The 13,538-nt window shown below is 36.6% G+C and carries 11 protein-coding genes and 1 other annotated feature; of the genes, 6 read left to right on the top strand and 5 right to left on the bottom strand.

The window, feature by feature from the left end; genetic code table 11:
- Positions 1-109: 109 nt before the first annotated feature.
- Positions 110-580 (top strand): hypothetical protein, encoded by a 471-nt coding sequence (locus BN2144_RS20370; protein ID WP_230199728.1) that lies wholly within the window; start codon positions 110-112, stop codon positions 578-580.
- A gap of 19 nt (positions 581-599) precedes the next feature.
- On the opposite strand, the gene BN2144_RS20625 is transcribed toward BN2144_RS20370, so the two are convergent.
- Positions 600-722, bottom strand: a complete 123-nt coding sequence (locus BN2144_RS20625; protein ID WP_268258032.1) for a hypothetical protein — start codon at positions 720-722, stop codon at positions 600-602.
- A 357-nt stretch (positions 723-1,079) separates the two neighbouring features.
- On the opposite strand from BN2144_RS20625, the gene gdhA reads away from it, so the two are divergent.
- Complete coding sequence (gene gdhA / locus BN2144_RS10300; RefSeq protein WP_187367042.1) at positions 1,080-2,462, top strand: NADP-specific glutamate dehydrogenase; 1,383 nt, start codon at positions 1,080-1,082, stop codon at positions 2,460-2,462.
- Positions 2,463-2,592: 130 nt separating this feature from the next.
- Here the strand turns inward: gdhA and BN2144_RS10295 are convergent, their stop codons facing one another.
- Both BN2144_RS10295 and tyrS read right to left on the bottom strand, forming a co-directional pair.
- Positions 2,593-2,892 carry a hypothetical protein gene (locus BN2144_RS10295; RefSeq protein WP_187367000.1) on the bottom strand — a complete coding sequence of 100 codons (300 nt, stop codon included), beginning with the start codon at positions 2,890-2,892 and terminating at the stop codon, positions 2,593-2,595.
- Between the two features lie 361 nt (positions 2,893-3,253).
- On the bottom strand, positions 3,254-4,513 hold the full coding sequence (tyrS, locus tag BN2144_RS10290) for a tyrosine--tRNA ligase (RefSeq protein WP_033828155.1): 1,260 nt from the start codon (positions 4,511-4,513) through the stop codon (positions 3,254-3,256).
- A 59-nt stretch (positions 4,514-4,572) separates the two neighbouring features.
- Positions 4,573-4,792 (bottom strand) — a binding site (T-box leader).
- Between the two features lie 238 nt (positions 4,793-5,030).
- On the opposite strand from tyrS, the gene BN2144_RS10285 reads away from it, so the two are divergent.
- A complete protein-coding gene (locus BN2144_RS10285) occupies positions 5,031-7,928 on the top strand; it encodes a transglycosylase domain-containing protein (protein WP_042337847.1) in 2,898 nt (965 codons plus the stop codon).
- A gap of 260 nt (positions 7,929-8,188) precedes the next feature.
- Here BN2144_RS10285 and acsA read toward each other — a convergent pair whose 3' ends face one another.
- On the bottom strand, positions 8,189-9,925 hold the full coding sequence (acsA, locus tag BN2144_RS10280; RefSeq protein ID WP_094763120.1) for an acetate--CoA ligase: 1,737 nt from the start codon (positions 9,923-9,925) through the stop codon (positions 8,189-8,191).
- Positions 9,926-10,105: 180 nt separating this feature from the next.
- Between acsA and BN2144_RS10275 the strand changes: the two genes are divergently transcribed.
- From BN2144_RS10275 to BN2144_RS10265, 3 genes are all read left to right on the top strand, one after another.
- Positions 10,106-10,738 carry a GNAT family N-acetyltransferase gene (locus BN2144_RS10275; protein WP_033828153.1) on the top strand — a complete coding sequence of 211 codons (633 nt, stop codon included), beginning with the start codon at positions 10,106-10,108 and terminating at the stop codon, positions 10,736-10,738.
- Positions 10,739-10,832: 94 nt separating this feature from the next.
- Entirely contained in the window at positions 10,833-11,483 is a 651-nt protein-coding gene (locus tag BN2144_RS10270) for a CBS and ACT domain-containing protein (protein WP_033828152.1), read from the top strand.
- Positions 11,476-12,636 carry an acetoin utilization protein AcuC gene (locus tag BN2144_RS10265; protein WP_033828151.1) on the top strand — a complete coding sequence of 387 codons (1,161 nt, stop codon included), beginning with the start codon at positions 11,476-11,478 and terminating at the stop codon, positions 12,634-12,636. Before BN2144_RS10270 ends, BN2144_RS10265 begins: the two co-directional genes overlap by 8 nt.
- Before the next feature lie 120 nt (positions 12,637-12,756).
- Here the strand turns inward: BN2144_RS10265 and motS are convergent, their stop codons facing one another.
- A complete protein-coding gene (motS, locus tag BN2144_RS10260; RefSeq protein WP_326564317.1) occupies positions 12,757-13,536 on the bottom strand; it encodes a flagellar motor protein MotS in 780 nt (259 codons plus the stop codon).
- Between the last annotated feature and the right edge of the window lie 2 nt (positions 13,537-13,538).

The raw sequence follows: 13,538 nt of genomic DNA, 5'->3' as shown, positions 1-13,538 counted from the left end.
TATGATACAATCAACGACTTTTTCTCTGGTTTAGATGTGAATGAACTAGAGAAAATCAGAACTTATATGATTAAAGAGTTATTGAAAAAAATCTTTTGAATCCTATCGAATGGAAGGAAAATATTGGGGAATCGGCATTGATGGAACAGGGTTGCACACCTTTTGTGACAAGCATTGTGAACATTGTTTAAGACGGGTATATACAAATAGAGAAACAGGAGAAAAGACTGTTCTTTATATGCATCATGTACTTGAAGCCAAACTTGTCGTGGGTGATATGATCTTCAGTATTGCCTCTGAATTTATCGAAAATGAACCAGAAAATGTTTCTAAACAAGATTGTGAACTTAAAGCATTTTATCGGTTGGCAAAGAAAATAAAACAAATATTTAAAAGGCTGCCAATTTGTATCTTAGGAAATAGCCTCTATGCATGTGAAAAGGTATTTAGTCTGTGTGAAGAGTACAAATGGAAATATATATGCAGATTTAAGGAAGGAAGAATAAAAACAATCTCGTCTGAGTTTCAGGCAATTAAAGTGTTGGAGCAAAGCCGTCATCAACACCAAGCATTTTGTTGAACACCTAAAATTGATAAATTTACTCTTCATAGCTGTAAATCGTATAATCTTGTAGGTCTAACAGGCTTCCTTGTCGTATAAAAGTCATAGGGAGTCTTCCACCAGTCAAATTAGTTTGAATGGTACTTACTAACTTCGACATTTTGGGGAGGTACTCCTTTTTTTTGCTTCTCGAAGCCCTTGAAACTCTAAGAGTTCAAATTATGAAATTCATTCAAATAGATAATTAATCACTTTTCAATATCAATTTCATCTAATATTTATATTGATTAGATTATTTATAAATTATAAAATTCTTATACAAACAACTGATTCGAATGTAGTCATAGTTAGCCTTACTTTATCTTACCAAACTGAAAATGAGATGAAAAGATACTTCGCATAGACCCACTCCAACGAAGCTTCACAGTTTGATAACAAATAAACCAACATAAACACAGATAACAACTATCCAACAATTTTTATGATTTTAAGTTTTTTTATGAGAGGAATGATGAAAATGAATCCAACACCACAAGTGATTAGTAATGATGAAAAAGTAGCGAACGAATATGTAAACCAAGTATTTGAAATTGTTAAAAATCGAAATCCATACGAGTTTGAATTTCAACAAGCAGTAAAGGAAATTTTTGACTCCTTAATTCCACTTTTCGCTAAAGATCCTATCTACATGAAACATAATATTTTAGAACGTATTGTAGAACCAGAAAGACTTATCACATTCAGTGTACCGTGGGTTGATGACCAAGGGAATGTTCAAGTTAACCGTGGTTTCCGTGTCCAATTCAATAGTGCTCTTGGACCATATAAAGGTGGTCTCCGTTTCCATCCGTCTGTAAATAGTAGTATTATAAAATTTTTAGGCTTCGAGCAAATTTTCAAAAATGCATTAACTGGACAACCGATTGGCGGCGGTAAAGGCGGTTCAGATTTCAATCCAAAAGGAAAATCTGATCGTGAAATTATGCGATTTACTCAAAGCTTTATGACTGAATTGTACCGTTATATCGGCCCCGATGTCGACGTTCCTGCTGGAGATATCGGTGTTGGTGCGAAAGAAATTGGTTATATGTTCGGGCAGTATAAAAAATTACGTGGTGCTTTTGAAGCAGGTGTGTTAACTGGAAAAAGTATTGGCTTCGGTGGTAGCTTAGCAAGAAAAGAGGCAACTGGTTACGGTCTTGTTTATTTTGTACAAGAGATGTTAAAAGATAACGGACTTGATTTTGAAGGAGCAACAGTTGTTGTTTCGGGATCTGGAAATGTCGCGATTTATGCCATTGAAAAAGCCCAACAATTCGGTGCAAAAGTTGTCGCTTGTAGTGATTCAAACGGATATATTTATGATCCAAACGGTCTTAATCTCGATACAGTGAAACAATTAAAAGAAGTAGAAGAAAAACGAATTCGAGAGTACGTGGAAATCCACCCAGGTGCTGAATATTATGAAGGTTGCACAGGTATCTGGTCGATTCCATGTGATATCGCGCTTCCATGTGCGACACAAAATGAAATTGATGCAGAATCCGCAAATACGCTTGTCGTAAACGGAGTAAAAGCTGTCGGGGAAGGGGCAAATATGCCTTCAACGATTGAAGCAGCACATGTATTATTAGAAAATGGTGTTCTCTATGCACCAGGAAAAGCTGCAAATGCTGGTGGTGTTGCTGTCTCTGCACTAGAAATGGCCCAAAACAGCATGCGCCTCTCATGGACGTTTGAAAAAGTCGACCAAAAACTACATGAAATTATGCACAACATCTACTTATCAAGCACTGAAGCTGCGAACGAATATGGTCACCCTGGCAACTTACTTGTCGGTGCCAACATTGCCGGATTCAAAAAAGTAGCACAGGCGATGATCTCACAAGGGGTTGTGTGATAAATGTGAAATGGACTGTTAATTCTAATCAACTAGAAACAGTCCTTTTTTTGTTTTGTAACAATATTCCTAGCATTTGTGAAATTGTTCACTTATTAATTTCAAAAAAAATAAAGCCTAATTTGGCTTTTTATTGTTGGGTTAACCGTTCCATCTCAACTTCCAGCTTATAAACCCTTTTATTTAATACTTCTGTTTTGTGATCGATATATGTTTCTAACCCCTTTGCATACTGGCTGAGACTAGAAGAAATATCTTTAGTTACCTGTTGCTTACTTTGTTTAATTTCAACCAACAATTCCTGTTTAACATTCTCTAAACCCTGTTTAACATTCTCTAACCCCATTTTAACATTATCTAAATCTTTTTTAACAGGCTCAATTTCTTCTTTTATAATAGTTCTTAAAGCTTGTAATAACTCTACATCCATCACCCCTTCTCCCCTCCTTTTTCTCCTATTATATCACCTATTTTGAAAAATAAGCATATAATTTTCAAGTCCTATTCGTAATTTGATCCGCTTCGTACAGTGGTAATATCCAAAACTAGTAATTGAAATACCGGTTGACATTCTCGGGATCCACCTCAAGAGATGAGCGTGTGAAAAAGTCCAATACTTTTCAAAAATTTGGAGTTCAGGATTTTCTAATACGGATTCAAATATTTGTAAAAAAGATTCAACCAGGTTTTTAAAAATAGTTAAGCTAACCGAAAATCTGGTGGAAAGACTTTTAAAAAATAAATACCAAAAGGCTCACGGCTTAACACCATGAGCCCCATCTTCATTTAACTTATTCCGATATAATCAAGTAGTACTTCTTCTTCCCTCTCCGGATAATCGTAAATTTCCCTTCAATCTTATCTGTATTACCTAACACATAACCCACATCAGTTACACGATCTCCATTTATATAAATGGCACCGTTTTGAATGTCTTCACGCGCTTGACGTTTAGATGGGGAGATTTTTGCTGCTACGAGTAAATCTACTAAGCCAATCTCTGCCTCTGTATTTGTGTAAGAAGGAACATCTTTGAAACCTTGTTCAATTTCTGCACCATTTAATTCTTTAATATTTCCGCTAAATAGTGCTTCTGAAATTCGGATAGCTTGGTTTAATGCTTCTTCGCCATGAACGAGTTTTGTCACATCTTCCGCTAATGCTTTTTGTGCTAGCCGTTTTTCGGGTTGTTCCGCTGTTGCTTTTTCTAATTCTTCAATTTCCTCATGTGATAAGAAAGTGAAGTATTTTAAGTATTTCACGACATCACGGTCATCCGTGTTAATCCAAAATTGGTAGAATTCATACGGTGTTGTTTTTTCGGGATCAAGCCATACAGCATTTCCTTCTGTTTTCCCAAATTTCGTACCATCTGCTTTTGTAACGAGCGGAATCGTTAAACCAAATGCTTTTGCGTCTTCTTTTGACTTCCGAATCAATTCAAGACCTGCCGTAATATTGCCCCATTGATCACTTCCACCAATTTGAAGTCGACAATTTTCTGTTTCATATAGTTTTAAAAAGTCTAAAGATTGAAGGATCATGTAACTAAATTCTGTGAAAGAAATACCTGCATCAAGACGAGATTGGACCGTATCTTTCGCAAGCATGTAGTTAAGACCAAAGTTTTTACCTATATCACGTAAGAAAGTAATTACATCCATTTGACCTGTCCAGTCATAGTTATTTGCCATCATCGCTGGATTTTCGCTCCGATCAAAATCTAAAAAGCGTGACAATTGGTTTTTAATACTTTCTACCCAACCTTCAACTGTTTCTTTTTCATTTAATGTACGTTCTGCCTTTTTACCACTCGGGTCACCAATTAATCCAGTTGCTCCACCTACGAGTGCGATTGGATGATGTCCTGCTAATTGAAAGCGGCGAAGCATTAATATAGGTAGGAGATGTCCAATATGAAGACTATCAGCTGTCGGATCAAATCCACAGTATAATTTAATCTTTTCTTCTGTTAAAAGCTTTGTTAACCCCTCTTCATCTGTTATTTGATTAATGAGTCCACGGTATTGTAAATCTTTTAGTAAATCCATTTCTATAACTCCTTTATTAAGTAAATTTTTTCAAAATAAAAAGCCCCTTCGAATGAAATCGAAGGGACGAATCTTATCGCGGTACCACCCAACTTGAGGATACAATACAATCCTCCACTCTAATTGCTAACGGACAACCGTTCACTGCTACTAAAAAAATATTCACAGTGAAAGCTCAGAGGCGTAATTCATTTTTCTATTTGTATCGATTTTCACCAACCATCGACTCTCTAAAGAACAGGGATAGAAAAACTACTAGCTTCTCATCATTGCTTAACATATTCAATTTATTCTCTGAAACGAGCTGATAGAACAACATCTTTAACCTATTTTTAGCATATTCATAAAAATATGTCAAACATTAGTAAACAACTCATAACTAGAAGTCACGAGGGTTCTCGACATAATTCTAAAAGAGAAAAAAGGTTGAAAAAGAAAATCGGCAAAATTCGCGAAAAAACAAAGTAAGTTCAATTTATTGTATGTTATAATGGACTTGATTTTAGGAGGGCTGTGAATGAGAGAATTTTTCAATACATGGTTGACAAAAATGAAGCCGATTAAAGAAACTTTAGTCGACCCGAAGACGGCAAAAATCTTTCGAATTACGTATTCTGTTATTTGGAATTTCATTTTAATTTTTTTAATTTTCCTAATTATCGGTGGCGCACTAGGTTTTGGGATAGGTGCCGGCTATTTTGCTTCTCTAATAAAAGATGAACATCCACGTACGTATGAAGAGTTGAAAAAAGATATATATAGCTATGAAGAACCATCCGAATTATATTTTGCTGATAATCTTCGAATTGGTTATCTTAGATCAGATATTATTCGGGAAGAAGTCAGTATAAAGGATATATCTGACTATGTTAAAAAAGCCGTCATTGCAACAGAAGATCAAAATTTTGAAACGCATGAAGGTGTTGTACCAAAAGCTGTATTACGGGCACTCTTTCAAGAAGTGACAAATTCTACTGTACAGACTGGTGGAAGTACATTGACACAACAGCTTGTCAAAAACCAAGTTTTAAGTAATGAAGTATCTTTTGAACGGAAGGCAAAGGAAATACTACTCGCCTTACGTTTAGAAAAGTTTTTCAAGAAGGACGAGATTCTAGAAGCTTATTTAAATGTTTCTCCATTTGGTCGAAATTCATCTGGGCAAAATATTGCCGGTGTGCAAGCTGCTGCAAAAGGGATTTTTGGTGTTTCTGCAAAAGAACTGAATTTACCACAAGCAGCATTTATTGCCGGATTACCGCAAAGCCCTTTTGGATACACACCATTTACGAATAAGGGAGTACAAAAAAGTAAAGAAGGACTAAAACCTGGGTTAACTCGACAAAAAATTGTATTAAAACGAATGCTTGAAATGAAGTTTATTACTCGAAAAGAATATGATGAAGCAGTAAAATATGATATTGTTAAAGATTTCATCCCACCACAAAAGTCAATTATAGAGAAATATCCGTATTTAATTATAGAAAGTGAAAGACAAGCGATTGCGGCATTAATGGAATCATACTATAAAAAAGATGGATATACGAAAGAAGATATTGAAAAAAATACCGTTTTAAAAAAGCGTTATGAGACAATTGCTGAAAAAGACCTTCGACAAAATGGTTATAAAATCTATACAACAGTCGATCAAAATATTTATGATAAATGGCAAAATATTATCGATCAATACAAAAAAATCGTACCTTATCAAACAATCCAAGTGGAAAATTCTGAAACAGGAAAAAAAGTTAGTGTCAAACAACCACTTGAAGTAGGTGCGATGTTAATCGAAAATAAAACAGGGAAGATTATTAGTTTTGTTGGTGGCTTAGATCATAAAAGAGAAAATTATAATCATGCAACCCAAGGGGAACGTTCAAACGGTTCGACAATGAAACCACTTGCCGTTTATGGACCTGCCATTGATATGGGGCTTGCATCACCAGGGACAGTGATTGCAGATGTTGATCATGGGATGAGAGTAGGTGGAAGACCGTGGCCACAAAACTTCTCACGTCGATATTATGGTCTCACATCAGCTAGAACTGCATTAACCCATTCTTATAACGTATCAGCGGTTAATTTGTATCAAAAAATTATGCCAAACGATCCGGTGCAGTACTTAGAAAAGTTAGGAATTGGACGATTAACGAAAGCAGATCATGAAAGTCCTGCTCTTGCATTAGGTGGCCTTACAAATGGGGTTACTGTCGAGGAAAACACGAACGCATACGCTGCATTTGGTAATAATGGATCATTTGTTGATAGTTCATTAATTGACAAGATTGTCGACAAAGATGGAAACATTGTTTATGAACCAGAGAGAAAGGCGACAAAAGTTTTCTCTCCTCAAGCGGCTTATCTAACCGTTGACATGATGCGTGATGTTGTAAGGCGAGGTACAGCAGCTGCCTTACCTGGACAGTTAAAATTTTCGACTGACCTTGCCGGTAAAACAGGGACATCTAGTGATACACATGATCTTTGGTTTGTCGGTCTAAATCCAAATGTTACGTTGGGAGTGTGGATTGGTTTTGATGTACCAAATACAATTCCTAGTTCTGCACGAAAAAATCACCTTTCGTTATGGGCAAAGTTAATGAATGCTGCTTATGATGAAAACCCTGATTTAATTGGGGCTAGTGATCGATTTCATATGCCGGGTGGAATTGTAAAAAGATCTTACTGTGGTATATCTGGTCTTCTCCCTTCAAATGCTTGTGCAAGGGCTGGAATGACATTATCTGATTACTTTATTGCTGAGCATGTACCGACAAAGGTTGATAATAGTTTAATTGATGGAACCTACGTCACGATCGGAGATAAAAAATATGTTGCACTTGCCTCTACACCAAGTGAATTTACATCGTACGGTGTTATGCTCAACCCAGATTTTGTTAAACAAATTGCACCTAGACTCACGGATGTTAATCAGCTCATACCATCTACAGCAAATTGGAAAAATGTATTTATCTCAACGGCGAAAATGTCTGAGAACGGAAAAGTTCCAGCTCCATTAAAGGCGACGTTGTTCGGTAACAAAATTAGTTGGAACAAACACTCAGAAAGTGATATTGTTGGTTATCGAATCTATCGGGTCGGAAACGGTGGAAAAGGTGGAAAGATTGGAAGTATTAAAGCGGGCTCTTCTTTAACCTATTCCTTACCAGGTAATGGTCAGTATGCGGTAGTTGCCGTTGATATTGCTGGTCAAGAATCGCCTTTGTCAAATATTGTAACCGTTGGTGCAAAGGAAGAACCAAAACCAGAACAAAAAGAAACAGATAAAAAGGAACAACCAGGTAAACAACAAGAGAAAAAACCTGAAGATAACCCTGAGCCTGCACCGGATATTAATGTTCCAGAAGTTAATGTTGAGATACCGGATATGAATGAAAACGGAAGTGGAGAGTAAAAAAAATCCAAGGACGCTAGAGCCTCTAGGCATCCAAGAGACTGGAGTTCGGCGAAAAAGCCTATTTTCGGCTACGATGCAATGCTACTAGAGCCTTCCTTGTACGCTTAATCGCACAAGGAAAGTAAGAGACTGTTCAAAAAGAATAGCATCCGAAATACGAAACAAATGGAAAGGGGCATCTAGAAGTCGAAATATGACTTTCTAGATAGCCCCTTTATTCTCAAGCATTATGCTATTATATGAGTTATTGGGTTTTATTAATCTTCCATTGTAGACAAATCACCTGTTGGTAAGTTTAATTCCCAAGCTTTTAGTACTCTTCTCATAATTTTTCCACTTCGAGTTTTAGGTAATTTATCAACAAACTCAATTTGTCTAGGTGCCGCATGGGCAGCGAGTCCAGTTTTTACAAATTGACGAATCTCTTCTTTTAACTCGTTAGATTCTGTATAACCTTCGCGTAACGAAATAAAAGCTTTTACAATTTCTCCACGCACTGGATCGGGTATACCAATAACCCCAGCCTCACGAACAGCCGGATGTTCAACTAACTTACTTTCAACCTCAAACGGTCCCACTCGTTCTCCAGACGTATTAATAACATCATCAACACGACCTTGGAACCAGAAATACCCATCTTCATCTTTATAAGCAGAATCACCAGAAACATACCAGCCATTTGGGAAAAAGTAAGACTCGTATTTTTCTTTGTTATTCCAAATTTGACGCATCATTGATGGCCAACCTTTCTTAATTGCTAAGTTCCCCATTTGATTCGGTGGCAATTCATTTCCTCGATCATCAACAATCGCAGCAACAATACCAGGAATTGGTTTACCCATTGAGCCCGGGCGAATATCCATACTTGGGTAGTTACTAATTACTTGTGCACCAGTTTCTGTCATCCACCAGTTGTCATGGATTCGTTGGCCAAATGCTTTTGCCCCCCAACGAATAACTTCTGGATTCAATGGCTCACCAACGCTTAAAATATGGCGTAGTGATGTTAAGTCATATTGATTAAGCACCTCATCTCCTGCACCCATTAGCATCCGGAATGAAGTAGGTGCACTATACCAAACGGTTACGCCAAAATCCTCAATCGTTTTATACCAAGCTTCTGGACTGAAACGACCGCCGACAATCACATTTGTTGCTCCATACAACCATGGGCCAAAAATTCCATATGAAGTTCCTGTTACCCAACCTGGGTCAGCCGTACACCAATAAATATCATCTTCTTTTAAATCAAGTATCCAATTTGCCGTCATATATTGTTGGATCATCGCATTATGAACATGAAGGACTCCTTTTGGTTTACCAGTAGAACCAGACGTATAATGTAGAATATAACCATCCTCACGATCAACCCATTCAATTGCTAGATTTTTGCTAGTTTCAGATAGTTTTTTATTAAAATCAACGTACTTTCCTTCTTCTTCTATATCTTTACCAACAATAAATATTGTTTCTAAATCCGGTAACTCATGAACTGGAACACGTGGTAATAACTCAGGCGTCGTAACTAAATATTTTGCTCCACTATCTTGCAGCCGGTCCCTTACAGCACCTTCCATAAAGGCTTCGAATAATGGACCAACAATTGCTCCTAACTTAATCGCACCAAGAACAGAGAAATAAAGTTCTGGGGAGCGTGGCATAAAGATAAATAAACGTTCTCCTTTACTAACACCGTAATCTTTAAATACGTTTCCCACCTTATTTGAAAAGTCTCTCATTTCTTTAAATGTATATTTTTCATATCGATTCCCATCTCGATACATAAGGGCAACTTTATTTTTTCGGAAACCCTCCGTATGACGATCAATTGCTTCATATGCAATATTTACTTTTCCTGTCGTATACCAAGAAAAGTATTTCTCTGCATCTTCCCATTTAAATGTGCTGTACGTTTCATCATAATTTTTAAGATTGTAGTCCCCGTTTTTTGGTGATAGCGTTTCCAATTTCACAAATATTCCCCCTTGTTCCATTTAGTCAGTGTAAAAATAAAGTTCATATTATATTTATTTCATAAATTTGTTAAAATTGCAACCCTATTTATATATATATTTAAAATATTATAAATATAATTATTGATTCATCGTAAAATAGTCTCGTTTTTGAAACCACTTTCATCTATAATATAATTATCATTTATTAGAGGTGATACTTTGAAACATAAAAAAACCTATTATAAAAAAAGGTGGAAAACGAAGGATGAAACATTAATCATTGAAGGACCGGTATCATCACAACGATTAGCAGAGTTTCACTTTCACGATGGGTTAGTTGCATTCCGCCCTCCCACCGAGCAAAAGAAAGCCTTAGTCGAAATTGCCTCACTTGAGGAAGGAAGAATTATTATCGCTAGAGACGAGGACACCGTCATTGGTTATGCTACTTTTCTCTATCCAGACCCATTAGAAAGATGGTCAGAGGGAAATATGGATAATTTACTAGAATTAGGTGCTATTGAAGTAGCTGCACCGTACAGAGGAAAGGCTGTTGGAAAACAATTATTAAAACTAGCCATGATGGATGATGCAATGGAAGACTACATCATTATTACTACAGAATATTATTGGCATTGGGATTTGAAGGGTACGGGTCTTAATGTGTGGGAGTATCGGAAAGTTATGGAAAAAATGATGAATGCTGGTGGATTGATTTGGTATGCTACTGATGATCCTGAAATTTGTTCACATCCAGCCAATTGCTTAATGGTCCGAATTGGCAAACGTGTGGACCAAGCTTCCATTGAAAAATTTGACCGACTTCGTTTCAGAAATCGTTTTATGTATTAAAGAAGTGTTATTTATCCACGACTAAGACTAAAAATGAGTAATGAATTTTATCTATCAAAGGGGTATTACAATCGAATTTAAGGGGGGAATTTTTATGCTAGTTGAAGAGATTATGAGAACAGAACTATATACATTGAAGGAAACTGACAGCATTCAATCCGCTATTAATATTATTGAAACGTACCAAGTGCGCCATATTCCAGTTGTTAATGAACAAAACCATTGTATTGGGATTATTTCTGATCGTGATATTCGGTCAGCCATACCATCTATACTTTCGAATAAAAAAGATATGGAAATTTTCCAAACGCCCGTTCATTTTATTATGACAGAAGACGTGATTACTGCTCACCCATTAGATTTTCTTGAAGAAGTCTGTGCCTATTTTTATAAATATCAAATTGGTTGTTTACCGATTGTTAAAGAAGACAAACTAGTTGGAATTGTAACAGAGACGGATGTCCTCACAACATTCGTACGATTAACCGGTGCTGATCAGCCTGGTTCTCAAGTAGAGATTCGTTTGCAAAATACACCAGGAAGTTTAGCGAAAGTAGTAAATATGTTTAATAACTTTAATGTGAATATCCAAAGTGTTCTCCTTTATCCGGATCAAAAAAATCCAGATAAAAAAATCATTGTTTTCCGATTAGATACAATTAATCCAACACCGATCATACAAGCATTAAAAGATGAGCAGTTTGATGTGTTATGGCCAAATTTCCCGGGGATGACCTATGAATAATGATTCCGTATTTATCTACTCACCCGAACTGTTGTCGTATAAATTTAATCAACATCATCCGTTTAATCAAGAAAGGCTAAGACTAACGGTTGATCTACTAAAGTCGATTGATGCTTTATCAGATGAACAGATTGTATCGCCTCGGAAAGCAAGTGACGGTGAATTACTGCTCTCTCATGACCAATTACTTATAGATGCAGTAAAAAGTGCTGGTCGACAAACCCTTCCAATGGAGCGGGCAAGCAATTTTGGTTTAGGTACGGAGGACACGCCTATTTTTCCAAACATGCATGAAGCGAGTAGTTTAATTGTCGGGGGTACGATAACCGCCGTAGAACTTGTAATGGAGGAAAAATGCCATCATGCCCTTCACCTTGGAGGTGGCCTACATCATGGGTTTCGTGGGAAAGCTTCAGGTTTTTGTATCTATAACGATTGTTCTGTTGCCATAAGTTATATTAGAAAAAAATATAATTTGAAAGTTTTATATATTGATACAGACGCTCATCACGGGGATGGTGTTCAATGGGCTTTTTACGATGATCCAGGTGTTTGTACTTTGTCAATCCATGAAACAGGAAGATACTTATTCCCTGGCACTGGACAAGTACATGAACGGGGAATCGGTCAAGGGTACGGTTATTGCTTTAACATACCACTAGATGCATTCACTGAAGATGATTCATGGCTATATGCGTATAAAACATCTGTTGAACAAATTGCTGAATTTTTCCAGCCGGATGTTATCGTTACCCAAAACGGTGCAGATGCTCACTATTATGACCCATTAACTCATTTATCCGCTTCAATGAATATCTACTATGAAATACCTAAAATTGCCCATGAAATTGCTCATAAATATTGTAACGGGAAATGGATAGCAGTTGGTGGGGGTGGTTATGATATTTGGCGAGTTGTGCCACGTGCTTGGTCTTTGATTTGGCTAGAGATGACGAATCAAGTTGACAAAGCAAGAGATGAATTACCAACAGATTGGCTTGAAAGTTGGAACACATTATCACCTGTTTCGTTACCAACGGAATGGAGCGATCCAGTAGACATGGTTCCCGTCATCCCGAGAAAAAAAGAAATAGAAGAAAAAAATAAAAGGACAGTTGAAATGGCTTTAAAAATTTTACAAAATGCGAAATAGTAAAAGTGATTAAAAAGATGTAGATGGCTTTCCATACGTTTGTCTATGTTTTTAGAATATTAGCAGTATGGAAAGCCCTACCAATTTCCACTAGTTTCATTGTTCACAAATTAACTCATCTCATTCATCCATTTTATCATCGTATGCTGGATCCATTATAACAATTTCAACACGACGATTCTTTTTCCAATTTTCCGGTCCGTCATTTGGTGCAACAGGTCTCGTATCACTATACCCTGTTGCGATAAACCGTGTTGGATCCATGTTTTGCTTTTCAATAAAATATCGAATAACACTACTTGCCCTTGCAGTCGATAACTCCCAGTTGGAAGGGTAGATTACGTTATGAATTTTCCGATTATCCGTATGACCTTCAACCTTCACAACATTAGGTATTTTTACTAAAAGTGATGAGATTCGTTCAAGAAATGGTAGCGCATCTTTAATAATTGTTGCGTCACCTGTATCAAAAATAATCTTTTCCGGAAGAACGAGTACAATTCCGCGTTCCGTTCGTGTTGCCACAACAACTCCTTTTAAACCCGTTTCTTCAATATACCCATTGACTTCCATTAATAACTGATCTAAACGATCTCCTTCCGAGTCATCCTCTTTCATCATTTCCTTTTCGTCTTCTTCACTATTCTGATCAGTTTCATTCACATCGATTGGATCATCTACTTGGTTTGAAGAAGAATCTAACGGAATTGCTGAAGGATAAAAATCTAATATTTGGCGATTTTTTAATGATTGGGATAAAGCTTCGAACTTCTGAAGATCGACTTGTGACATTGAAAATAATAAAATAAAGAAAACTAGAACTAAAGTAATTAAATCAGAATACGTAACCATCCATAACGGTGCACCACTTTTTGGAGGCTTGGACTTTTTTTTAGCCAACT

Source organism: Bacillus andreraoultii (assembly GCF_001244735.1).
Lineage (GTDB): Bacteria > Bacillota > Bacilli > Bacillales > Caldibacillaceae > Caldifermentibacillus > Caldifermentibacillus andreraoultii.
The sequence above is the reverse complement of the archived record's forward strand: the minus strand, read 5'-3'. Positions and strand labels throughout refer to the sequence as shown.

Coding starts and splice junctions, on each gene's coding strand:
- BN2144_RS20370 (WP_230199728.1), top strand. CDS start 110: ATGGAAGGAAAATATTGGGGAATCGGCATTGATGGAACAGGGTTGCAC.
- BN2144_RS20625 (WP_268258032.1), bottom strand. CDS start 722: ATGTCGAAGTTAGTAAGTACCATTCAAACTAATTTGACTGGTGGAAGA.
- gdhA (WP_187367042.1), top strand. CDS start 1,080: ATGAATCCAACACCACAAGTGATTAGTAATGATGAAAAAGTAGCGAAC.
- BN2144_RS10295 (WP_187367000.1), bottom strand. CDS start 2,892: ATGGATGTAGAGTTATTACAAGCTTTAAGAACTATTATAAAAGAAGAA.
- tyrS (WP_033828155.1), bottom strand. CDS start 4,513: ATGGATTTACTAAAAGATTTACAATACCGTGGACTCATTAATCAAATA.
- BN2144_RS10285 (WP_042337847.1), top strand. CDS start 5,031: ATGAGAGAATTTTTCAATACATGGTTGACAAAAATGAAGCCGATTAAA.
- acsA (WP_094763120.1), bottom strand. CDS start 9,925: ATGGAACAAGGGGGAATATTTGTGAAATTGGAAACGCTATCACCAAAA.
- BN2144_RS10270 (WP_033828152.1), top strand. CDS start 10,833: ATGCTAGTTGAAGAGATTATGAGAACAGAACTATATACATTGAAGGAA.
- BN2144_RS10265 (WP_033828151.1), top strand. CDS start 11,476: ATGAATAATGATTCCGTATTTATCTACTCACCCGAACTGTTGTCGTAT.